Annotated in this window: 23 protein-coding genes; 9 read left to right on the forward strand and 14 right to left on the reverse strand. The window is 73.6% G+C overall.

Features of this window, described 5'->3' with window-relative positions:
* Nucleotides 1–53: 53 nt before the first annotated feature.
* Complete coding sequence (locus AC2A1K_RS01820; protein ID WP_483894591.1) at nucleotides 54–410, forward strand: DUF485 domain-containing protein; 357 nt, start codon at nucleotides 54–56, stop codon at nucleotides 408–410.
* Nucleotides 407–2053, forward strand: coding sequence for a solute symporter family protein (locus tag AC2A1K_RS01825; protein ID WP_483894592.1), 1647 nt, complete (start codon nucleotides 407–409; stop codon nucleotides 2051–2053). Before AC2A1K_RS01820 ends, AC2A1K_RS01825 begins: the two co-directional genes overlap by 4 nt.
* Before the next feature lie 100 nt (nucleotides 2054–2153).
* On the opposite strand, the gene AC2A1K_RS01830 is transcribed toward AC2A1K_RS01825, so the two are convergent.
* From AC2A1K_RS01830 to nucS, 6 genes are all read right to left on the reverse strand, one after another.
* On the reverse strand, nucleotides 2154–2369 hold the full coding sequence (locus tag AC2A1K_RS01830; protein ID WP_483894593.1) for a hypothetical protein: 216 nt from the start codon (nucleotides 2367–2369) through the stop codon (nucleotides 2154–2156).
* Nucleotides 2370–2446: 77 nt separating this feature from the next.
* Nucleotides 2447–4231: a 3-hydroxyacyl-CoA dehydrogenase family protein gene (locus tag AC2A1K_RS01835; RefSeq protein WP_483894594.1), complete on the reverse strand. Its 1785-nt coding sequence runs from the start codon at nucleotides 4229–4231 to the stop codon at nucleotides 2447–2449.
* Between the two features lie 214 nt (nucleotides 4232–4445).
* Nucleotides 4446–5822 carry an FAD-binding oxidoreductase gene (locus AC2A1K_RS01840; RefSeq protein ID WP_483894595.1) on the reverse strand — a complete coding sequence of 459 codons (1377 nt, stop codon included), beginning with the start codon at nucleotides 5820–5822 and terminating at the stop codon, nucleotides 4446–4448.
* Nucleotides 5823–5902: 80 nt separating this feature from the next.
* Nucleotides 5903–7450, reverse strand: coding sequence for an aldehyde dehydrogenase family protein (locus AC2A1K_RS01845; RefSeq protein ID WP_483894596.1), 1548 nt, complete (start codon nucleotides 7448–7450; stop codon nucleotides 5903–5905).
* Between the two features lie 127 nt (nucleotides 7451–7577).
* Entirely contained in the window at nucleotides 7578–8051 is a 474-nt protein-coding gene (locus AC2A1K_RS01850; protein WP_483894597.1) for an HIT family protein, read from the reverse strand.
* 1 nt (nucleotide 8052) lies between these two features.
* Nucleotides 8053–8712, reverse strand: a complete 660-nt coding sequence (gene nucS, locus AC2A1K_RS01855; RefSeq protein ID WP_483894598.1) for an endonuclease NucS — start codon at nucleotides 8710–8712, stop codon at nucleotides 8053–8055.
* A gap of 133 nt (nucleotides 8713–8845) precedes the next feature.
* On the opposite strand from nucS, the gene AC2A1K_RS01860 reads away from it, so the two are divergent.
* The gene (locus AC2A1K_RS01860) at nucleotides 8846–9331 is read left to right on the forward strand and encodes an NUDIX domain-containing protein (protein WP_483894694.1); all 486 of its coding nucleotides are present in this window, start codon (nucleotides 8846–8848) and stop codon (nucleotides 9329–9331) included.
* 49 nt (nucleotides 9332–9380) lie between these two features.
* Nucleotides 9381–10328 (forward strand): hypothetical protein, encoded by a 948-nt coding sequence (locus AC2A1K_RS01865; protein ID WP_483894599.1) that lies wholly within the window; start codon nucleotides 9381–9383, stop codon nucleotides 10326–10328.
* Here the strand turns inward: AC2A1K_RS01865 and AC2A1K_RS01870 are convergent.
* On the reverse strand, nucleotides 10315–10560 hold the full coding sequence (locus tag AC2A1K_RS01870; protein WP_483894600.1) for a PaaI family thioesterase: 246 nt from the start codon (nucleotides 10558–10560) through the stop codon (nucleotides 10315–10317). The genes AC2A1K_RS01865 and AC2A1K_RS01870 overlap by 14 nt on opposite strands.
* Entirely contained in the window at nucleotides 10557–10709 is a 153-nt protein-coding gene (locus AC2A1K_RS01875) for a hypothetical protein (RefSeq protein WP_483894601.1), read from the reverse strand. The genes AC2A1K_RS01870 and AC2A1K_RS01875 overlap by 4 nt, the downstream gene beginning before the upstream one ends.
* A gap of 112 nt (nucleotides 10710–10821) precedes the next feature.
* Between AC2A1K_RS01875 and AC2A1K_RS01880 the strand changes: the two genes are divergently transcribed.
* Nucleotides 10822–11181 (forward strand): nuclear transport factor 2 family protein, encoded by a 360-nt coding sequence (locus AC2A1K_RS01880; RefSeq protein ID WP_483894602.1) that lies wholly within the window; start codon nucleotides 10822–10824, stop codon nucleotides 11179–11181.
* A 23-nt stretch (nucleotides 11182–11204) separates the two neighbouring features.
* On the opposite strand, the gene AC2A1K_RS01885 is transcribed toward AC2A1K_RS01880, so the two are convergent.
* Nucleotides 11205–13244: a protein meaA gene (locus AC2A1K_RS01885; RefSeq protein WP_483894603.1), complete on the reverse strand. Its 2040-nt coding sequence runs from the start codon at nucleotides 13242–13244 to the stop codon at nucleotides 11205–11207.
* 168 nt (nucleotides 13245–13412) lie between these two features.
* Between AC2A1K_RS01885 and AC2A1K_RS01890 the strand changes: the two genes are divergently transcribed.
* Nucleotides 13413–13706 carry a hypothetical protein gene (locus tag AC2A1K_RS01890; RefSeq protein WP_483894604.1) on the forward strand — a complete coding sequence of 98 codons (294 nt, stop codon included), beginning with the start codon at nucleotides 13413–13415 and terminating at the stop codon, nucleotides 13704–13706.
* 9 nt (nucleotides 13707–13715) lie between these two features.
* Here AC2A1K_RS01890 and murA read toward each other — a convergent pair whose 3' ends face one another.
* Genes murA through AC2A1K_RS01910 form a run of 4 tightly spaced genes read right to left on the reverse strand, consistent with a single transcriptional unit; the run spans nucleotide 13716 to nucleotide 18053 of the window.
* Nucleotides 13716–14984, reverse strand: coding sequence for a UDP-N-acetylglucosamine 1-carboxyvinyltransferase (gene murA, locus AC2A1K_RS01895; protein ID WP_483894605.1), 1269 nt, complete (start codon nucleotides 14982–14984; stop codon nucleotides 13716–13718).
* A gap of 12 nt (nucleotides 14985–14996) precedes the next feature.
* On the reverse strand, nucleotides 14997–15845 hold the full coding sequence (locus AC2A1K_RS01900; RefSeq protein ID WP_483894606.1) for an ABC transporter ATP-binding protein: 849 nt from the start codon (nucleotides 15843–15845) through the stop codon (nucleotides 14997–14999).
* A 28-nt stretch (nucleotides 15846–15873) separates the two neighbouring features.
* Nucleotides 15874–16911 carry a FecCD family ABC transporter permease gene (locus tag AC2A1K_RS01905; RefSeq protein WP_483894607.1) on the reverse strand — a complete coding sequence of 346 codons (1038 nt, stop codon included), beginning with the start codon at nucleotides 16909–16911 and terminating at the stop codon, nucleotides 15874–15876.
* A gap of 35 nt (nucleotides 16912–16946) precedes the next feature.
* Nucleotides 16947–18053: a FecCD family ABC transporter permease gene (locus AC2A1K_RS01910; RefSeq protein ID WP_483894608.1), complete on the reverse strand. Its 1107-nt coding sequence runs from the start codon at nucleotides 18051–18053 to the stop codon at nucleotides 16947–16949.
* Nucleotides 18054–18184: 131 nt separating this feature from the next.
* On the opposite strand from AC2A1K_RS01910, the gene AC2A1K_RS01915 reads away from it, so the two are divergent.
* The 3 genes from AC2A1K_RS01915 (at nucleotide 18185) to AC2A1K_RS01925 (ending at nucleotide 20178) form a co-directional block, all read left to right on the forward strand.
* Nucleotides 18185–19183, forward strand: coding sequence for an iron-siderophore ABC transporter substrate-binding protein (locus AC2A1K_RS01915; RefSeq protein ID WP_483894609.1), 999 nt, complete (start codon nucleotides 18185–18187; stop codon nucleotides 19181–19183).
* Between the two features lie 52 nt (nucleotides 19184–19235).
* A complete protein-coding gene (locus AC2A1K_RS01920; protein WP_483894610.1) occupies nucleotides 19236–19817 on the forward strand; it encodes a cob(I)yrinic acid a,c-diamide adenosyltransferase in 582 nt (193 codons plus the stop codon).
* Between the two features lie 142 nt (nucleotides 19818–19959).
* Nucleotides 19960–20178 (forward strand): hypothetical protein, encoded by a 219-nt coding sequence (locus AC2A1K_RS01925; protein ID WP_483894611.1) that lies wholly within the window; start codon nucleotides 19960–19962, stop codon nucleotides 20176–20178.
* Here AC2A1K_RS01925 and AC2A1K_RS01930 read toward each other — a convergent pair.
* Complete coding sequence (locus AC2A1K_RS01930; RefSeq protein ID WP_483894612.1) at nucleotides 20163–21335, reverse strand: alanine racemase; 1173 nt, start codon at nucleotides 21333–21335, stop codon at nucleotides 20163–20165. The genes AC2A1K_RS01925 and AC2A1K_RS01930 overlap by 16 nt on opposite strands.
* Between the last annotated feature and the right edge of the window lies 1 nt (nucleotide 21336).

The raw sequence follows: 21336 nt of genomic DNA on the forward strand, positions 1-21336 counted from the left end.
GCCCTTTCCTGACTGCGGTCCGAGGACGTGCCGGGTGGTGCAAGGAGGCAGACGTGAGTACGACCGAGCCCGACGAGCAGCCCGAGGGAGCCCCGCCGGGCACGCCCGACTGGGCGGCCGCCCAGAGCAGTCCCGAGTTCCAGCAGCTGCGCACGCGGCTCCGCGGGTTCGTCTTCCCGGTCACGGCCGGGTTCCTGGCCTGGTACCTGCTCTACGTGCTGCTGGCCAGCTTCGCCCCGGAGTTCATGGCCACGCCGGTCCTCGGCTCGATCAACATCGGCCTGATCCTCGGCCTGCTGCAGTTCGTCTCGACGTTCGCGATCACCGTCGCGTACATCCGCTTCGCCGACCGGGTCCTCGACCCGCTGTCGTCGAAGATCCGCGCTGAGATCGAGGGAGGCCCCCGGTGAGTGCCGTGCTCGCGCAGGCAGGCGGCGGGGCCGCCGCGAGCCCTGCCCTGAACATCTCCATCTTCCTCGTGTTCGTCGTGGGGACGCTCGCGATCGTCTTCTACGTCAACAACCGGCACGCGAAGAAGACGGCCGCGGACTTCTACACGGCCGGGGGCGGCTTCTCCGGGACCCAGAACGGCTTCGCGATCGCCGGCGACTACCTCTCGGCGGCGTCGTTCCTCGGGATCGCCGGCGCCATCGCGATCTACGGCTACGACGGCTTCCTGTACTCCATCGGCTTCCTCGTCGCCTGGCTGGTCGCGCTGCTGCTGGTGGCCGAGCTGCTGCGCAACACCGGCCGTTTCACGATGGGCGACGTCCTGGCGTTCCGCATGCGCCAGCGTCCCGTCCGGGCCGCGGCGGCGACCTCGACGCTGGCGGTCTCGTTCTTCTACCTGCTCGCACAGATGGCGGGGGCCGGCGCGCTGGTGTCGCTGCTGCTCGGCGTCTCGGGCGCGTTCGCCCAGAGCGCGGTGATCGCCGTCGTCGGCGTCGTGATGATCACCTACGTGCTCATCGGCGGGATGCGCGGCACCACGTGGGTCCAGATGATCAAGGCGGTGCTGCTCATCGCCGGCACCCTGGTGATGACCATCTGGGCACTCGCGCTCTTCGGATTCAACTTCTCCGCACTGCTCGACGCCGCCGTCGCCGCGAACCCCGAGGACGGCGCCGGGCTGCTCGGCCCCGGCCTGCAGTACGGAGCAAGCACGACGTCGAAGATCGACTTCATCTCGCTCGGCGTCGCCCTGGTGCTCGGCACCGCGGGCCTACCGCACGTGCTGATGCGGTTCTACACCGTGCCGACGGCCAAGGAGGCACGGCGATCGGTCGAGGTCGCGATCTGGCTGATCGGCCTGTTCTACCTGTTCACGCTGGTCATCGGCTATGCCGCCGGGGCTCTGGTCGGGCCCGAGACGATCCGCGGCGCGCCGGGTGGGGTCAACTCGGCGGCCCCGCTGCTGGCCTTCGAGCTCGGCGGCTCGCTGCTGCTGGGCATCATCGCGGCGGTCGCGTTCGCGACGATCCTCGCGGTCGTCGCCGGCCTGACGATCACCGCGTCCGCGTCGTTCGCGCACGACGTCTACATCAACGTGATCAAGCGGGGCGACGTCGAGGACACCGAGGCCACCCAGGTCCGCGTCGCGCGGCGCACCGCGATCGTCATCGGCGTCGTCGCGATCGTCGGCGGCATCCTGGCCCGCCAGCAGAACGTCGCGTTCCTCGTGGCCCTGGCGTTCGCGGTGGCGGCGTCGGCGAACCTCCCGACGATCCTCTACTCGCTGTTCTGGAAGCGGTTCAACACGACAGGAGGACTCTTCTCGATCTACGGAGGCCTCGCGGTCACCCTGATCCTGATCGTCTTCTCCCCGGTGGTCTCGGGCCGCGGCGAGGAGGCGGCCACCCCGTCGATCTTCCCGGACGCGGACTTCATGCTCTTCCCCCTGTCGAACCCCGGCCTGGTGTCGATCCCGGCGTCGTTCCTGCTCGGCGCGCTGGGCACCTACATCGGGCAGAGGCGCCACGACGGGAGCAAGTACGCGGAGATGGAGGTCCGGTCGCTGACCGGGGCCGGCATCGCCAAGCCCGAGGCGCACTGAGCCCCGGGCCCACCCCGGGGTGTGGGCCCGGGCAGGGGCTCGTGGCGGGGCGGAGGAGCCGCACACCGGCCTGGACCGGCCGTCACCCCGGACCGCCCCGTCACCGACCCTGCCGCCAGCAGCCCGAGTGCCAGTGCCGCCGCTCGTGCGATCCGCCGTCGGTGTCCCGGCTGCGCCCGGCGTCGTCCCCCGGCCGCCACGCCACCACGTGCGGCGTGCCCGGCGGGATGTCCTGGTGGCAGCCCGGGCAGACGTAGGTCTTTCTCGCCGCGCTCCCGCTGACGGAGCGCACCCGCCAGCCGCCCTCGTCACGCACCCACCCGCCCCGCAGCGGAGGGGGCTCTGCCGCGGGGCGGGAGGAGGGCGTGGGGCGCCGAGGCCTGCGGGGCACCCCTACTTCTTCGAGTAGTCCCGGAACCCCTGGCCGGTCTTGCGACCGAGACGCCCGGCCGTGACCAGGTGCTCGAGCAGCGGCGCCGGCGCGAAGCCCGGGACCCGGAACTCCTGGTACAGCGACCGCTCGATCGCCAGCGACACGTCCAGCCCGACGACGTCGAGCAGCGCGAACGGCCCCATCGGCAGACCGCAGCCGTTCTTCATGGCCGAGTCGATGTCGTCGGCGGTGGCGTAGTTCGCCTCGAGCATCGCGGTCGCGTCGTTGAGGTACGGGAAGAGCAGGGCGTTGACGATGAAGCCCGCGCGGTCCCCGCAGAGCACCGGGTGCTTGCCGATCTTCGCCGTCACGGCCCGCACCGTCGACGTCACGTCCGGGGCGGTCGTGATCGGGCTGACGATCTCCACGAGCTTCATCACCGACGCGGGGTTGAAGAAGTGCATCCCGATCACGTCGTCGGGGCGCTGCGTGGCCGCCGCGCACTCGACCACCGGCAGCGAGGAGGTCGTCGTCGCGAGGATGGCGCCCTTCTTGACCACGTCGTCCAGCGCGCCGAACACGGCCTGTTTGACCTCGAGGTCCTCGGCGACGGCCTCGACGACGAGGTCGCAGCCGGCGAGGTCGTCGAACGACGTGGTCGGGCGAACGCGGGCGAGGGTCTCGTCGCGGGCGCTCTCGGTGAGCTTGCCCTTGACGACGGCCTTCTCCAGCGACTTGCGGATGCCGGCGACGACGCCCTCGCCCTTGGCCTCCGTGCGCGCCCGGACGACCACGTCGTACCCGGCCTTCGCGAACACCTCGGCGATGCCCGTGGCCATCGTGCCGGTCCCGACGATCCCGACGGTGGAGACCGGACGCTGGTCGCCGCCCTCCTGACCGGGCGGTGGCGGGGTCAGCGAGTCCGCGACGACCTCGGGCGACCCGGGGGCGGCGTAGGTGTAGAAGCCGCGCCCGGACTTCCGGCCGAGCAGCCCGGCGGTGATCATCTGCTTGAGGATCGGGGCCGGCGCGTGTCGCTGGTTGCGCGACTGGCGGTACATCGTGTCGAGGATCTCGTAGGCCGTGTCGAGGCCGATGAGGTCCATGAGGGCCAGCGGGCCCATCGGGTAGCCGCAGCCGAAACGCATGGCCGCGTCGAGGTCCTCACGCCCGGCGTAGTGGGACTCGAACATCCCGACGGCCTGGTTGAGGTAGGTGAAGAGCAGGTTGTTGGCGATGAAGCCGGCGCGGTCTCCGCACACCACCGGGCTCTTGCCGAGCTTCACCGCCAGGCCGGTGATGTCGGAGAGCACCTCGGGGTCGGTGACGACCGTGCGCACGACCTCGACCAGGGCCTGGACCGGCGCCGGGTTGAAGAAGTGCATGCCGACGACCTGCTGCGGCCGCTCGGTGCGCACCGAGAGCTCGGTGATCGACAGCGACGAGGTGTTCGAGGCGAAGATCGTCTCCGGGCCGCAGATCTTGCTCAGCGCCGCGAAGACCTCGGCCTTGAGCTCGAGGCGCTCGGGCACGGCCTCCACGACGAGGTCGACGTCGCCGAGGTCGTCGAGGTTGGTGCTGATCCGCACCCGCCCCAGCAACACCTCGCGGTCGTCGGCGGCCAGCTTCGAGCGGTCGACGGCCCGCTGGGTCGACGCCTCGAGGGTCTCGCGGCCCCTGTCGGCCGACGCCTCGTCGACCTCCACCGCGACGACCTCGATGCCGCCCCGGGCGAACACCTCGACGATGCCGGCTCCCATCGTGCCGAGACCGACCACTCCGACCCGGGCGAATTCGCGCGCCACGTGGAAACCTTCCTGCCGACGACCACTGACCCTGTCGGGCGCATCCTGCCATGCGCACGGAGGCTTCACCCGGGTCCGACGGACGGGTTCGTACCAGCCGGTAACTTGACCGTTCCGGTAGGTCGGGGCGACCGACGGGTCAGGAGCAGGGCCCCGACGACCGCGAGGGCGAACGCGCCCGCTGCGACCCAGGACCCGGCGGCGAGGCCGAGGGTCACGGGCTCTCCTCGAGGGTGCGCGGCGGGACGTTGTGGTTGATGCGGAAGACGTTGAACCGGTCCCAGGTCGTCTTGACCGCGGTGAGTCGGGTCCACGTCGCGGTCTCGTACGCGGCGCGCACGTCGGTCGCGGTGACATGGGCGCCGGCGAGGAAGTTGACCAGCGCGCCGCCGGCGCTCCAGGGCCCGAGGTCGTCGAGGAGGGCCTGCTCGGCGGCGGTGTCGGCCGCACTCGGACCCGTCGGGCGCGGGTGGGCGGTGGTGTAGACGGTGGCCGCGGCGCCGCGGTGTCCGACCGCGTTCGGCACCGACGGCGGGCGGGCGAGGGCTCCGCCCATCAGGCGCACCTCGACGAGGAAGGCGGTCGCGGGCCCGGCGTGGCGCAGGATCGTCGTGACGGTGTCCGTGTCGACGCAGTGCAGGGCCAGCGAGCGGCTGTTGGTCGCGAGCGGCGCCACGGGGTCGTTGTGGATCGTGCCGATGTCGGTGACCAGCAGGGTGCGCACCGCGTCGAGCAGCGGGGTCGCGGCCGCGCGCAGCGGGGCGATCACCTCCTCGCACCCACCCGGCGCTCCCGACGAGCAGACCCGCACGTGGCAGCACCAGCGCCCGCGGATCGCCTCCGGGACCGCGGGCAGGTCGGGGAAGGTCATCAGCGCCGCGGAGAGCGTCACCTCGTCGGGCGCGTCGCGGCCCGCCGCGAGCAGGGCCGTGAGCACGGGCTCGGCGTCCTCGCCGGGGAAGAAGAGCCCGCCGCCGTACACCTCGCGCAGCGGGACGAGGTCGATCTCCATGCCGGTGACGACGCCGAGGTTGCCCCCGCCACCGCGCATCGCCCAGAACAGGTCGGGGTGCTCGTCGGCGGTCACCGCCCGCGCGACGCCGTCGGCGGTCACCACCTCGAGGCGGCGCACGTGGTCGGCGGCGAAGCCCCAGCGCCGCCCGAGCTCGCCGAGCCCGCCGCCGAGGGTGTACGAGACCGCCCCGACACCGGGCGCGGAGCCCAGGAGCGGCGCGAGGCCGTGCGGCGCCACCTCGGGCAGCACGTTCTCCCAGGTCGCGCCGGCCGCGATCCACGCCGTGCGCCCGGCGGGGTCGACGCGGACCCCGTCCATGCGCCGGGTGGTGATCAGCAGGGCGTCGTCACCGGCCGGGACCGTGGGGCCGTGCCCGGTGGCCTGCACCCCCACCGCGAGGCCCCGCGTCGTGGCGTGCCGGACCGCGGCGAGGACATCGGCCGCGCCCGTGGCGCCGACGACGACCGCGGGGTGCGCGAGCACCGACAGGTCGAAGCCGGCGACCTCGGCGTCGTAGCCGTCCTCACCGGGACGCAGGACCGGGCCCGCGACCCGGTCGACGAGATCCTCCGCCACACCGACGAGCCTGGCAATCACCGGGTCACGGCGGTAGGTCGAGTTCCGTGATCGGGTGGGTGCGGCCCGTCGGCGCTCTGTCAGTTCCGGCGCCCGTACAGCACGCTGACCAGCCGGGCGAGCACCGTCACGACCCAGGCCGGCCGGTCGAACGTCATGACGTTGATGCTGCGGAAACGGCGCTCGGAGATCGCCAGTGGCCGGGTGAACTCCCGCAGGCCGTCGACGCCGTGGATGCGCCCGAACCCGGAGTCGCCGACACCGCCGAAGGGCAGCGACGGGATGCCGGCGAACGCGATGACGCCGTTGACCGACACCATGCCGGCGCGCAGGCGGCGCGCGACGTCATGACCGCGCTTCCTCGCGAACACCGAGGCGCCGAGCCCGTAGCGCGACGCGTTGGCGCGCTCGACGGCTTCGTCGATGTCGCGCACGCGGTTGACCACGACCGTCGGGCCGAACGTCTCGTCGGTGACCGCGGTGGAGTCCTCGGGGACGTCGGCGAGCACGACCGGCTCGACGTAGGGCGCCCGCACCGACTCACGGCCGCCGACGACGGCACGACCGCCCCGGGTGAGCGCGTCGTCGATCTGCCCGGAGATGATCCCGAGCTGGCGGGGCATGGTGATCGGCCCGTACTGCGCATCCGGCGCCCCACCCGGGGTGACGGTGGCCGCGCGGCGCGCGACACGGTCGAGCAGATCCTCGGCGACCTCGTCGACGACGTAGACGCGCTCGACGCCGACGCAGGTCTGGCCGGCGTTCGACATCGCGCCCCAGACCACGGCCGCGGCGGCGTCGTCGAGGTCCGCGTCGGCGTCGACGAGCAGGGCGTCCTTGCCGCCGCACTCGACGAGCACCGGCGTCAGCGTCTCCGCGCACGTGGCCATGACCTTCTTGGCGGTGGCCGTCGACCCCGTGAACGCGACCTTGTCGACCCCCGCGCGGCACAGCGCGGCGCCGGTCTCGCCCTCGCCGGTGACGAGCTGGAAGATCGCGTCGGCATTCACCTGGGCCGGCTCCGCTCCGCCGCGCGTCCCGCCACCGACCGCCTCGGCGAAGCTGTCGACGAGCCACTGCCCGACGCCCGGGGTGAGCTCGCTGGGCTTGAAGACGACCGTGTTGCCGGCGGCGAGCGCGTAGACGATCGAGCCCATCGGCGTGAACACCGGGTAGTTCCAGGGCCCGAGCACCCCGACCACCCCCAGCGGCGGGTACTCCACGCTCGCCCTGTGGTTGATCATCAGCAGGCCCGCGGCGGCGTTGCGCGGTCCGAGCACCCTCGCGGCGTGCTTCGCGGCCCAGTGCAGGTGGTCGAGGGCGAGGATGCCCTCGATGCGCGCGTCGTCCAGCGGCTTGCCGGTCTCGCGGCTGACGACGGCGGCGAGCTCGTCGCGCCGCCCGTCGATCAGCTGACGCCACGCCGCGAGCTTGCGCGCCCGCCCGTCGAACCCCAGGTCGCTCCACCACCGCGCCGCCCGCCGCGCCCGCGCGACCGTCGCCTCGACCTGCTCGGCGGTGTGCCGGGGGTAGGACGCGATCACCTCGCCGGAGCGGGGGTCGAGGGAGTCGAAGGTGTTCTGCGCAGTGGCCGCGGGCACCGTCCCCGCGTCGCGGGTGCTCGTCATGCGGCCAACCTACGCACCAGTAGCGGTCAGACGCGACTGTCTCTTACGTGTCAGCGACGTGGCGTCGCAGACACTGGGTGTCCGTATTCTTCCGTGGATCATTCGTCCATGGATCAAGGAACAGCGATCACGGCACGGCGGCGCGAATGCGGTCCGCGGTCGCGTCGAGGGCCGGACGGTCCGGGCGGGTCCAGTCGGCGTGCAGACGCAGGCCGTCGTCGCGCCGGCGGGCGATGACGTGCAGGTGCACGTGCCACACCGTCTGCCACGCGACCGCGCCGTCCGCGAGCAGCAGGTTCACACCGTCGGCGAGCCCCGAGGCACGCAGGCCGGCCGCCACCCGCCGCGCCAGCGACCAGACCGCGGCACCGTCCGCGTCGTCGACCTCCGCCAGCGACGCCGCGTGGGCCCGCGGGACGACGAGCACGTGGCCCGGGGTCACCGGCTGCAGGTCCAGGAAGGCGACGCACCGCTCGGTCTCCGCGACGACGCTCGCCTCGGCGCGGCCGTCGACGATCCGGCAGAAGACGCACTCGCCGTCGATCTCGGCGGAGAGCCCCTCACCGCGGACACGGCGGCGGCGCCACCTCGGAGCCGCCACCTCAGAACAGGCGGAACTCGTCGACGTCCGCGCCGCGCAGGGCGTCGTAGTCGAGCGTGACGCAGCGGATCCCGCGGTCGGTCGCGAGCGTGCGGGCCTGCGGCTTGATCTGCTGCGCCGCGAACACCCCGGCCACCGGCGTCAGCAACGGGTCGCGGTTGAGCAGCTCGAGGTACCGGGTCAGCTGCTCGACGCCGTCGATCTCCCCGCGCCGCTTGATCTCGACCGCGACGGACCGCCCGGCGTCGTCACGGCAGAGCAGGTCGACCGGCCCGATCGCTGTCGGGTACTCGCGCCGCACGAGCGTCCAGCCCTCCCCCAGCGTCGTCACGTGCTGGGCGAGCAGCTGCTGGAGGTGGGCCTCGACGCCGTCCTTGACCAGGCCCGGGTCGACGCCCAGCTCGTGGGACGAGTCGTGCTGGATCTCCTCGAGGGTGATCGTCAGCGTCTCGTCGGCCTTGTTGCGGACCGTCCAGACACCCGGTTCCTCGGTGAGCCAGCACGGCGGGCTCATCCAGTTCAGCGGCTTGTAGGCGCGGTCGTCGGCGTGGACGCTGACCGACCCGTCCGCCTTGACCAGCAGCAGGCGCAGCGCACTCGGCAGGTGCGCGGTCAGACGGCCGTCGTAGTCGACCGTGCACCGAGCGATGACGAGACGCACGGGGCCTGACTGTAGGAGACGGAGCGCAGCGGAGCTCGACCGGTCGGTGAAGGGAGGCGCCGGCCGAGGATCATCCCGGGGCGTGGAGGAACCGGTGACGACCAGCAGCCGCGAGGTCTACGCCAACCCGTGGATGACGCTGCGGGAGGACACCTTCCGCCGCCCCGACGGGTCCGACGGCGTCTACGGCGTGGTCGACAAGCCCGACTACGCGCTCGTGGTGGCGCAGGACGGCGACCGCCTGGCCATGGTCGAGCAGTACCGCTACCCCCTCGGGCTGCGCCGATGGGAGTTCCCGCAGGGCACCGCCCCCGACCGCGCGGAGATGCCCGCACAGGACCTCGCCGCTCGCGAGCTGCGCGAGGAGACCGGCCTCACCGCCGCGACCTGGACCTACCTCGGCCTGCTCGACGTCGCCCCGGGCCTGTCCTCGCAGCGGGGCCGGGCCTTCCTCGCCACTGACCTCACCGAGGGCCATCCCGAGCGCGAGAGCACCGAGGCGGACATGCGCTTCGCGTGGGTCACCCGCGCCGAGCTCGAGGAGCGCATCCGCGCGGGCGAGATCACCGACGCCCAGACCATCGCCGCCTACACCCTCCTGCACCTGCGATCGGGATAGCGCGGGACAGCTCGGGATAGCCGCCTGCTCCGGCGGGCAGAGTGGGGACATGGCGTTGGTGCGGCTCGGTCCGCTGTCGGTGCCCACACCGGGCGAGGTGCTGGGCTGGGTCGGTGAGGTCGCCGACGTCGGTGCCCGCCTGCCCGGGCGGGTGGACGCGCTGCTCGACGAGGTGACGCGCCTGGTCGGCGTGCTCGGGCAGCTCGCGGACCGTGTGGACGGCCTGGTCGACCGTGCCGACGGGATCGTCGGCGAGATCGACGGCGTGCTCGGCGAGGCCCGCCGCATCACCGACGGGGCGAACGAGGTCGTCGGCTCCGCGCGCTCGATCACCACGGGCGCCGAGGAGGTCGTCGGCTCCGCGCGGAAGATCACCGAGGGCGCCGACGAGGTCGTGGCGTCGGCACGCGGGATCACGAGCGGGGCGGGCGAGGTCGTCGAGTCCGCCCGCGGCATCACCAGCGGCGCGGACGAGGTCGTCGGGTCCGCGCGGCTCATCACGTCGGGCGCCGACGAGGTGGTCACGTCGGCGCGGGCGATCACGAGCGGCGCCTCCGAGGTCGTCGACTCCGCCCGCTCCATCACGACCGGCGCCGAGGGCGTCGTCGGGGACGCCCGCCAGATCGCGTCGGGCGCGAAGGAGGTCGTCGACGGCGCCGGCGAGACGAGCCGCTCGGCCCAGGAGCTGCTCGCCCTCTACCGCCCGATGCTCGAGCGCGGCGCACCGCTGGCCGGGAGGTTCGTCGACGAGCTCAGCCCGGAGGAGGTCGACGCGGCGATCAAGCTCGTGGACCAGATGCCGCAGTTGACCGAGCACATGGTCGCCGACATCATGCCGATTCTCGCGACCCTCGACCGCGTCGGACCCGACCTCCACGAGCTGCTCGACGTCACCAAGGACCTCCGCCGCGCGATCGACGGCATCCCCGGCTTCTCGTTCCTCAAGCGCCGCGGCGCGGCCAAGGACGACGAGGAGGACGGGATCACGGAGAGATGACGACCTGCGTCTGCGTCGTGCGCGCGACCAGGCGTCCCCGGTCGTCGGTGAGATCGGTCGGCACGACGATCTGGGTGCGCCCGGGGTGAACCGGCCGCGAGGTGGCCGTCACCGTCGAGCCCGCCACCGCCCGCAGCAGGTGGGTGCCCGACTGTGTCGTGGCGGTCCGCGTCCCCTCGGGCAGGCCGAGGTAGGCGCCGACGGCGCCTGCGGTGTCGGCGAGCGTCATCATCGCGCCGCCGTGCAGCAGCCCGCCGATCGTGGTGTTCGCGTCGGACCACGGCAGGAGGCGACGGTCTCGTCGGGGCCGGCGGTCTCGAGCCGGACGCCGAGGCCCGCGGCGAAGGGCATCGAGTCCACGAGGGTCTGCGGGTCGGTCACGGGAGCCAGCGTCCCGCCGGGCGGCGGTGATCGTCCATGACCTGCGAGGTCATCGACCCGGCTACCGCGCCTCGGTCACGGTTCTCGACGTCACCGGACGAAGGAGGACCCCATGGACACCGACCGCGCCATCAGCCGCTACCTCGCCGCCTGGAACGCGACCGACCCCACCGCGCGACGGGACGCGATCGCCGCCGCGTTCACGCCCGACGCCCGCTACGTCGACCCGCTCGCCGACGTCTCCGGCCACGACGGCGTCGACGCGCTGATCGCCGGTGCGCAGGAGCAGTTCGCGGGACTGACGTTCTCGCGGGGCGACGTGCTCGACGCCCACCACGACGTCGTCCGCTTCACCTGGCACCTCGGGCCCGAGAACGCCGAGCCCGTCGTCATCGGGTTCGACGTCGCCGAGATCGCCGAGGACGGGCGCCTGCGCACCGTCCACGGCTTCCTCGACAAGGTCCCGGGGTAGATCTGGGCTAGATCTGGGCTAGATCAGGCCCCCGCGACGGGCGCCGGCGACGGAGAGTCGAGGCCGTTCGCCTCGCGCACGACCTCGACGAACTCGCCCATGATCCCGGTCAGCGAGTACGTCTTCGGCGTGACGACGCGCTGCACGCCGAGACGCTGGAGCTGCTCGGCGTCGGCGGGCGGGATGATCCCGCCGACGACCACCGGGATGTCGTCGGCGCCCGCGCGGGCCAGGCCGTCGAGCACGGCCGGGACGACCTCGAGGTGCGAGCCCGACAGCACCGACAGGCCGACGACGTGCACGCCCTCCTGCACGGCGGCCGCGACGATCTCGGCCGGCGTGAGGCGGATGCCCTGGTAGATGACCTCGAAGCCGGCGTCGCGGGCGCGCACGGCGATCTGCTCGGCGCCGTTGGAGTGGCCGTCGAGCCCGGGCTTGCCGACGAGCATGCGCAGCGACGCCGTGCCCATCTCCTCGGCCGTCTGGCGCACGCGCGCCCGCACCTGGGCGAGCTCCTCGGGGGCCTCGCCGGCGCCCGAGGTCGCCCCTGACGCACCAGCGACGCCCGTCGGGGCGCGGTAGGAGCCGAAGACGTCGCGCAGCGCCCCCGCCCACTCGCCGGTCGTCACGCCGGCGCGGGCGCACTCGAGCGTGGCCTCCATGAGGTTCTCGTCGCCGCGGGCGGCCTGCTGCAGCCGCGTGATCGCGGCGTCGGCGGCCTCCTGGTCGCGCGAGGAGCGCCACTCCTGGACCGCGCGGGCGGCCTCCTCCTCGACCGACTTCTCCACCGTGAAGATCGCCTCGGCCCCCTCGGCCTGCAGCGGGCTGGGCTCGGTGGAGGTGAACGTGTTGACCCCGACGACGACGTCCTCGCCGGACTCCATCCGCTGACGGCGTGCCGCGAGCGACGACACGAGCTGCGACTTCATGTAGCCCGAGTCGACGGCGGGCACCGCGCCGCCCATCTCGGCGACCTTGGCCATCTCCGCACGGGCGCCCTCGACGATCGCCGCCGTCCTGGACTCCATGACGTGGGACCCGGCGAAGATGTCGTCGTGGTCGAGCAGGTCGGTCTCGTAGGCCAGCACCTGCTGCATCCGCAGCGCCCACTGCTGGTCCCAGGGCCGCGGCAGGCCGAGCGCCTCGTTCCACGCCGGCAGCTGGACCGCGCGGGCCCGGGCGTCGCGCGAGAGCGTCACCGCGAGCATCTCGAGCACGATGCGCTGGACGTTGTTCTCCGGCTGCGCCTCGGTGAGCCCGAGCGAGTTGACCTGCACGCCGTAGCGGAAGCGGCGCATCTTGGGGTCCTCGACGCCGTAGCGCTCGCGGCACAGCTCGTCCCAGAGCTGCGAGAACGCGCGGAGCTTCGCGATCTCGGAGATGAAGTGCAGCCCGGCGTTGACGAAGAACGAGATGCGCCCGACGACCTGGCCGAACTTCTCCTCGGGCACCTGGCCCGAGTCGCGCACCGCGTCGAGCACCGCGATCGCGGTCGACAGCGTGTAGGCGACCTCCTGCGTCGGCGTCGCCCCGGCCTCCTGCAGGTGGTAGCTGCAGATGTTGATCGGGTTCCACTTCGGCACGTTGAGGTACGTCCACGCGATCATGTCGGTGATCAGCCGCACGCTCGGCGCCGGCGGGAACGCGTACGTCCCGCGCGACAGGTACTCCTTGACGATGTCGTTCTGCGTCGTGCCCGCGAGCTTCTCGCGGTCGGCGCCGTGCTCGTCGGCGACGGTGACGTAGAGCGCCAGCAGGTACATCGCCGTCGCGTTGATCGTCATCGACGTGTTCGCGTCGTTCAGCGGGATGCCCTCGAAGAGGGCGCGCATGTCGCCGAGGTGCGACACCGGCACGCCGACCTTGCCGACCTCGCCCTTCGCGAGCTCGTGGTCGGGGTCGTAGCCGGTCTGCGTGGGCAGGTCGAAGGCCACCGAGAGGCCGGTCTGGCCCTTCTCCAGGTTGCGTCGGTAGAGCTCGTTCGACGCGCGGGCCGACGAGTGGCCGGCGTAGGTCCGCATGACCCAGGGCCGGTCGCGGGCGTCGTCGCTGGGATAGGGCACGTCAGGTACCTCCGCTGCGCTTCGTCACCTGGCGGATGACCCGCTGATGTTACCGACGGGTCTGCGCCGCGGGGCCCTGAAGTCGGACTGGGCGGGATGCCGTGGCCCACAGGATCGGTCAGGTGGGGACACGGAGCGGAGCTGAGCTGGACCCGTCACACTGGGCGGGTGGGTTCCGTGACCGAGATCGCCCTGGTGGTGGCGCTGGTCATCCTGCTCGCCGGCATCCTGCGCTGGACCTTCGGCCGCGGACCCCAGGGCGCGCTGCCCGACGAGAACGGCGACCTGGGCCTGCTCGAGACCGTCGCCGTCGTGCCGACGCGCGAGGCCGCCGACGTGCTGGTGACCAAGCTCGCGCGGGAGCGGGTGCGGGTCACGGTGGCCCACGGCGAGGAGGGCTGGCGCCTGCTCGCCTTCCCGAGCGACGCCGACGACGCCCGGGTGGTCCTCCGCTCCACGTGAGCACAAGGGTCAGCGCTGGGGTGGGGCGACGATGCGGTGGATGCCGCCGCCGAGGGCGGCGAGGTTCTCCACGAACAGCGGGTAGCCGCGGTCGATGTGGGCGACGTCCCACACCTCGGTCTCCCCGTCCGCGCAGAGCCCCGCCAGCACGAGACCGGCCCCCGCGCGGATGTCCGACGCCCACACCGGCGCCGACGACAGGCGCCGTACGCCCCGGACGACGGCGTGGTGCCCGTCGGTGCGCGCGTCGGCCCCGAGCCGGACCATCTCCTCGACGAACCGGAAGCGCCCCTCGAAGACGTTCTCGGTGATCATCGACGTGCCCTCGGAGATCGCCGACAGCGCGATCGCCATGGGCTGCAGGTCGGTCGCGAAGCCCGGGTAGGGCAGCGTGACCCAGTCGACCGAGCGCGGACGGCCGTCCATCACGACCCGGAATCCCCCGTCGAGCGCGGAGACCTGCGCCCCCGCCTGCCCCAGGCGGTCGAGCACGAGGTCGAGGTGGTGCGGGTCGACGCCGTTGACGGTGACGTCACCCCCCGCCATCGCGGCGGCGAACCCCCAGGTCGCGCCGACGATGCGGTCACCGATGACCCGATGCGTCGTCGGCGTCAGCGGCCCGCCGGCGTGGACGGTCAGCGTCGAGGTCCCGCCGCCCTCGATCTTGGCGCCCATCTGCTGGAGCATCGTGACGAGGTCGACGATCTCCGGCTCGCGCGCCGCGTTGTCGATGACCGTCGTGCCCTCGGCGAACACCGCGGCCATGAGGATGTTCTCGGTGGCGCCGACGCTGGGGAAGTCGAGCCAGATCTGGGCGCCGCGCAGCGTCTCGGCGCCCGCGACGACGCAGCCGTGCGAGATCTCGCTGGAGGCGCCGAGCAGGCGCAGGCCCGCCTGGTGCATGTCGAGGGGCCGCGAGCCGATCGCGTCACCACCGGGCAGCGGCACCACCGCGCGCCGGCAGCGCGCCACCAGCGGCCCGAGCACGCACACCGAGGCCCGCAGCCGCGACACCGAGCGGTAGTCCGCCTCGGGGGTCAGCTCGGCGGGGACGTCGATGGTCACCGTGTCGCCCGCGACGGCCACCGCGCACCCCAGGCTGCGCAGCACGTCGGCCATGAGCGGGACGTCGAGGATCTCCGGACAGTTGGTGATGACCGTCCGGCCCTCGGCGAGCAGCGAGGCCGCCATCAGCTTGAGCACGCTGTTCTTGGCGCCGACGACGTCGACCGCCCCGGAGAGGGGCCCGGAGCCGCGCACCACGAAGTGCTCGTTCATCGGCCGGGAACGCTACCCGCCCGCCGCGGGGCGGCCGTCGCCAGCACCCCGCGCGGCCCCGCCGGCCGACGCCATCCACTCCGGACGGCGCGGCACGACCATGGGCGTGCCGGTCTCGGGGTCGGGCAGGACGCGGCAGGCCAGGCCGTAGACGTCGGTGACGAGCTCCTCGGTGAGCACCTCGTCGGGCGGCCCGGTGGCGGCCACGATCCCGCCCTGGCGCAGCGCGACGAGGTGCGAGGCGTAGCGGGCGGCCTGGTTGAGGTCGTGCAGCACCGCGACCAGCGTGCGGCCGTGCTCGGCGTGCAGGCGTGCGCAGAGCTCGAGCACGTCGACCTGGTGGGAGATGTCGAGGTAGGTCGTCGGCTCGTCGAGCAGCAGGATCGGCGTCTCCTGGGCGAGCGCCATCGCGAGCCACACCCGCTGGCGCTGGCCGCCGGAGAGCTCGTCGACCAGCCGGGGGGCGAGGTCGGAGACGTTCGTCAGCGCCATCGCCTCGGCGACGGCCACCTCGTCGTCGTCCGACCACTGCTTGAGCAGCTGCTGGTGCGGGTAGCGGCCCCGCGCGACGAGGTCGCCGACGGTGATCCCGCCGGGCGCTGTCGCGGTCTGGGGCAGCAGGCCGAGGCGGCGCGCCACCTCCTTGGACCGGTAGCTCGCGATCTCCGCCCCGTCGAGCATCACCGCGCCGCCCTGGGGTGCGAGCACGCGCGCCAGCGCGGCGAGCAGCGTCGACTTGCCGCACGCGTTCGGCCCGACGATCACGGTGAAGGAGTCGTCGGGGATCTCCACCGAGAGGTCCCGGGCCACCGTGCGGCCCTCGTAGCCCAGCGTCACGTCGCGGGCGAGCAGGCGGGTCATGGGGCTCCTGCCGGATCGGGAACGGTGCTCATGTCGTGCTCCTCCGCCACAGACGCACGAGCAGCGCGACGAGGTAGAGCCCGCCGATGAGGCCGGTGGCGATCCCCACCGGCAGCGGGACGGGGGCGAACAGGCGCGTCACGGCGAGGTCGCTGACCACCAGCAGCGCCGCCCCCACCAGCGCGCTCGGCACGAGCACCGGCGTGGCCGCGCGCGTCAGGGCACGCGCGATCTGGGGCGCCGCGAGCGCGAGGAACGGGATCGGCCCGGCGGCGGCCGTCGACGCCGCGGCCAGCGCCACCGCGCACAGCAGCAGGATCGTCCGGCTGCGGCCGACATCGACGCCCAACGCGCCGGCCGGGCGGTCGCCGAGCTCGAGCAGCGCGAGCCGGCGGGCCATGCCGAACAGCACGGGGAGCAGCACGACCACCACGGCGGCGAGAGCGAGGATCTGGGGCCAGCCGCGGTTGCCGAGGTCGCCGAGCAGCCAGGCCTGCGCGTCGACGGCGGTCTGCAGCGCGGCCGTGGTGATCAGCCAGCTGTTCACGGCGAGCAGCGCGGCCCCGATGCCGATCCCGATGAGCACCATGCGCAGCCCCTGCGTGCCGCGCCCGGCCGAGAGCGCCACGACGAAGAACGCCGTGATCATGCCGCCGACCAGCGCACCGAGCGAGGTTCCGGCGATCCCCGCCCCGAACACGACGATCGCGACGAGCGCGCCGGTGGAGGCACCGGTGGTGAACCCGATGACGTCGGGGCTGCCCAGCGCGTTGCGCGAGAGGCTCTGCAGCACCGCCCCGCTCACCGCGAGCGCCGCGCCCACGCCGACGGCGAGCACCAGCCGCGGCAGCCGCTGGTCCAGCACGACGAACTCGGTGGCCCGGCTGCCCTGCCCGACGAGCGTCTCGCCGACCTCCGCGAGCGTCAGCGGGAACGACCCGGTGGTCATCGACACGAGCACCCCGACGAGGATCACCGCGGCGGCGGCCGCGCCGACGAGCACCGAGCGGGGGCCGACGCGCAGGGAGACCCGCCCACCGGCCAGGCGCAGGAGCCGCCCGGTCACCGGGGACGGCGTCGCGCCACCCGCCCTCCCGGCGCTCACACGCCCACCAGCCGGCGCCGGCGGCACAGGGCCACGAAGACGGGGACGCCGAGCACGGCCGTCGTGACGCCCACCTGGATCTCCCCCGGTGGGGCGAGGACGCGGCCGACCACGTCGGCGACGAGCAGCACGATCGCGCCCAGGACGGCGGTGTAGGGCAGCAGCCACCGGTGCGCGGGGCCGACGACCCCCCGCACGACGTGCGGGACGGCGAGGCCGAGGAAGGCGATGGGTCCGACCGCGGCCGTCGCGGCGCCGGCGAGCACGGTGACGACGGCGCCCGCCGCGACCCGGGTGCGCTCGACGTTGAGGCCCAGCGCCTGCCCGGCGCGCTCCCCGAGGGCGAGCGTGTCGAGCGCGCGGGCCATCGCGAACGCGGCGAGCACACCGACGGCGATGAAGGGCCCGACCGCGACCAGCACGTCCAGGCGCCGTCCGGACAGCGAGCCCAGGTTCCAGAACCGGAAGGCGTCGAAGGTCCGCGGCGTGAGCACCAGCGCCGCGTTGACCAGCGCGATGAGCACCGCGGTGATCGCGGCGCCGGCCAGGACCAGGCGGTCCGGGGTGCCCGACGCCCGTCCGGTGGCGCCGAGCACGTGCACCACGGCCATCGTCGCCGCGGCGCCGACGAGCGCGAACCACACGTAGCCCGTGATCGTGCCGATCCCGAACACGCCGATCGCCACGACGACGGCGGCGGACGCGCCGGCGTTGACACCGAGCAGGCCCGGGTCGGCGAGGGGGTTGCGGGACAGGCCCTGCATCACGGCACCGGACAGCCCGAGCGCGGCGCCCACGGCCAGCGCGAGGAACCCCCGCGGCACCCGCAGGTCGCGCACGATGGCCGCCTCGGTGCCCAGGTCGCTGCCGGGGTCGCCGCCCCACAGGAGCGCCCACGACTGGGCGAGCCCGATGTCGCGCGACCCGATGCCGATGCTGACGAGCAGGACCAGGACGGCGATCGCGATCAGCGCGATCAGCCCGAGGCCGCGCGTCGCGGCGCCCCGGACGCCGCCGGACGACCCCGGCCGTCGCGCGGGCGCCGCCGGCCCGGGCGCGTCGACCACCACGTCGCGCTCACCCCTCTCCGTGTCACGGCGCATGCCCTCGGTGCAGCCTAGCCATTAGGGTTGCCTAGCCTCAGGCACCCTGGTGTCCGTTGTGCGCCGTTGTTCGCCTCCGGCGCGGCAGCTCCGCTGGCTGTCGAGCCGTCCTCCGACAGTCAGGAGTCCGCGTGTCCCCCGGCCCGATCAGGCGGCTCGTCATGGCGGCGTCCGCCGCCGCCCTCCTTCTCCTCGCCGCCTGCGGCGGCGGCAACGGCGACGACGGCGGCGCCCCGCCCGGCTCGGCGGCCGGCACCCAGTACCCCGCGACGATCGACACCCAGTTCGGTCCGGTGACGATCGAGGAGCCGCCGCAGCGCGTCGTCGCGCTCGGGTGGGGGGACGCGGAGACGGCACTGGTGCTCGGCGTCGCGCCGGTCGGCGCGTCCGACTGGATGGACCTCGGCGGTACCGGCGTCGGCCCGTGGTCGCCGCCGTACACGACGCCACCGGTGCTGCTGGGCACGAGCCAGCTCGACTACGAGGCGGTCGCCGCCCTGCGGCCCGACCTCATCCTCGACACGCGGTCGCCCGGCGACCAGCAGCGCTACGACACCCTCTCGCGCATCGCCCCGACCGTGGGCCCGCCGCCGGGGCTCACCGCGACCTACGGCACCACGTGGCGCCAGCAAATGACGATGGTCTCCGCGGCCCTGGGCAAGCCCGACGAGGGCGCCCGCCAGATCGCCGGCCTCGAGGAGCGCTTCCGGGCCGCGGCGGCCGCGAACCCGCAGTTCGCCGGGCGCAGCGTCGCAGTCGGGGCGTACTACAGCGGGGGCTGGGGCGCCTACGTGCCGGGCGACGCGCGGATGGACTTCATGACCGAGCTCGGGTTCCGGTCCAAGCCCGAGATCGACCGCCTGGCCACCGGGGACTTCTACGTCCAGCTCTCGGGCGAGCAGGTCGGCCTCCTCTCGGCCGACCTGAGCGTCGTGTTCTCGCTCACCGACAGCGCCGACCCGATCCGCACCGACCCGGTTCTCTCGCAGACGCCGGCGGCCCAGGCCGGGCATCTCGTCATCCTCGACGACAAGGGCACGACCGACGCGTTCTCCTCGGGCACGGTGCCCGGCACGGCGGCAGCGCTCGACCGCACCGTGCCGCTGTTCGCGCAGGCGCTGCCGCGCTGAACCCGCGGTCCGGACCCACGGTGAACGGTCGCGGCGTCCCTAGACTGGCGCCGTGGCCGTTCACCTGACCCGGATCTACACGCGCACCGGCGACGACGGGACCACCGGTCTCTCGGACTTCTCGCGCGTGCCCAAGACCGACCCGCGGCTCTCGGCGTACGCCGACTCCGAGGAGGCCAACGCCGCGATCGGCGTGGCGCTGTCGGTGGGCGCGCCGCCCGAGGCGATCGTCGCGCCGCTGCGGCAGATCCAGAACGACCTGTTCGACGTGGGCGCCGATCTGGCCACGCCGGTCGTCGAGAGTCCGGAGTACCCGCCGCTACGCGTCACCGAGCGTCAGATCGAGCGGCTCGAGGGCTGGTGCGACGAGTTCAACGAGAGCCTGCCCAAGCTCAACTCGTTCATCCTGCCCGGCGGCACCCCCGCCGCCGCGTACCTCAACGTGGCGCGCACCGTCACCCGCCGCGCCGAGCGCAGCACCTGGGCCGTCGTGGCCGCCGACCCGGAGCGCACCAGCAAGCTGCCCGCGCACTACCTCAACCGGCTCTCGGACCTCCTGTTCATCCTGGGCCGCGTCGCCAACCCCGGCGGCGACGTCCTGTGGGTGCCCGGCGGGCCCGAGGAACAGCGCTGAGCGGCGCCCGAGGTGTTCGACGAGCGGTTCGTGGGCGGGCTGGACCCCGCGATCCGGACGCCCGCCTACCTCCCGGCGTGGAGCTCGCGCGCCGAGGCCGCGGCGACGTGGTCGGGCGACGGCGACGGCCTGCACCTGACGATTGCGCCGGAGCAGCCGCTGTGGTGCGCCGGCGACCACGAGCCGCGGCGTCGAGTTCACGATCGACCAGGTCACGACGCGGGTCCTGTTCCAGGCGCCCGACCACCCGATACAGCTGATGATCGCGGTGTTCGACTTCCCCGAGCACTCCGCCCACGACCCCGCCGACACCCCGGAGCTGGTCGTCCGCCGCGTGAGCGGCCCTCAACCGAACGCCTGACCCTCTCCGCGGTACGTCGGCGCGCTCAGCACGACCTCGTCGCCGCGGATCCCGAGGTACTCGGTCACGTGCTCGGCGAGCTCGCCGGCCTTGGCGTGGCGCATCCACACCCGGTCGCCGAGCGCCGGGAGCCGCCGCCCCGCCACCGGCGTCTGCACCTCGCCGGCGCCCTCGGTGCCGGTCAGGACCAGGTCGCCGGGACCGAACGGCGTGGGCAGGCGGGACGCCGCCGCAGGGCCCGAGGCCACCCAGCCGCCGCCGGCCAGGGTGACGTGGTGCTCGTCCGGCCGGCGCGTCACCGGCAACGCGTACGCGAGCGCGGGACGGGGGTGCATCCGGGTGTAGCCGTCGAAGAGCGTCGAGCCGACCAGCGCCGAGCCGGCCGCGATCTCGGTGACCGACGGGTCGGCGCGCGTGGTCTCCACGCTGCCGCTGCCACCGCCGTTGACGAACGCCAGGTCGGCGACGTCGCGCACCGCGCGCACCACCGCACCCCGCCGCGCCGTCAGCTCGTCGGCCGAGCGCCGCTGCATCCACCGCACGGCCGCGTCGCGCACCCGCGCGCCGGTCGCGTCCGGCACCCCGGCGATCTGCCCCTCGTAGGCCATGAGCCCGACCAGGCGGACGCCCGGCCGCCCGGCGATCGCGCCGGCCAGCGCCGCGGCCTGCCGCGGAGTGCGCACCGGCGAACGGCGGGCACCGACGTGCAGCCCCGGCAGCGGACGCCAGGCCGCGTCGAGGTCGAGGCAGACGCGGATCTCGTCATGGCCGGCGCCGAGGACGTCGTCGATGAGGTCCAGGTGCCCGACCGCGTCGACCATCAGCGTCACCGTCCGCCGGGCCCGCCCGTCGGCGGCGAGGCCGCGCAGCGCCGCGCGGTCGACCGTCGGGTAGCCGACGAGGACGTCGTCGCTCGTGCCGTGCTCGACGTGCCACAGCGCCTCCCCCAGCGTGTAGCACATCAGCCCCGTGACACCGGGCCGCGCGACCGCCCGCTCGGCGAGCGCGCGGCACCGCAGCGACTTGGTCGCGAGGCGGATCGGGAGCCCGGCCGCGCGCGCCAGCAGGTCGTCGAGGTTGGCGTCGAAGGCGTCGAGGTCGACGATCGCGAACGGCGGGTCGCGGTCGGCCGTGGCGCGCTCCCACCGGTCGATCACG

Source organism: Actinomycetospora sp. 2LY8.5 (assembly GCF_057180585.1).

Coding starts and splice junctions, on each gene's coding strand:
- AC2A1K_RS01845 (WP_483894596.1), bottom strand. CDS start 7,450: ATGACGAGCACCCGCGACGCGGGGACGGTGCCCGCGGCCACTGCGCAG.
- AC2A1K_RS01860 (WP_483894694.1), top strand. CDS start 8,846: ATGACGCTGCGGGAGGACACCTTCCGCCGCCCCGACGGGTCCGACGGC.
- AC2A1K_RS01865 (WP_483894599.1), top strand. CDS start 9,381: ATGGCGTTGGTGCGGCTCGGTCCGCTGTCGGTGCCCACACCGGGCGAG.
- AC2A1K_RS01870 (WP_483894600.1), bottom strand. CDS start 10,560: ATGATGACGCTCGCCGACACCGCAGGCGCCGTCGGCGCCTACCTCGGC.
- AC2A1K_RS01880 (WP_483894602.1), top strand. CDS start 10,822: ATGGACACCGACCGCGCCATCAGCCGCTACCTCGCCGCCTGGAACGCG.
- murA (WP_483894605.1), bottom strand. CDS start 14,984: ATGAACGAGCACTTCGTGGTGCGCGGCTCCGGGCCCCTCTCCGGGGCG.
- AC2A1K_RS01900 (WP_483894606.1), bottom strand. CDS start 15,845: ATGACCCGCCTGCTCGCCCGCGACGTGACGCTGGGCTACGAGGGCCGC.
- AC2A1K_RS01910 (WP_483894608.1), bottom strand. CDS start 18,053: ATGCGCCGTGACACGGAGAGGGGTGAGCGCGACGTGGTGGTCGACGCG.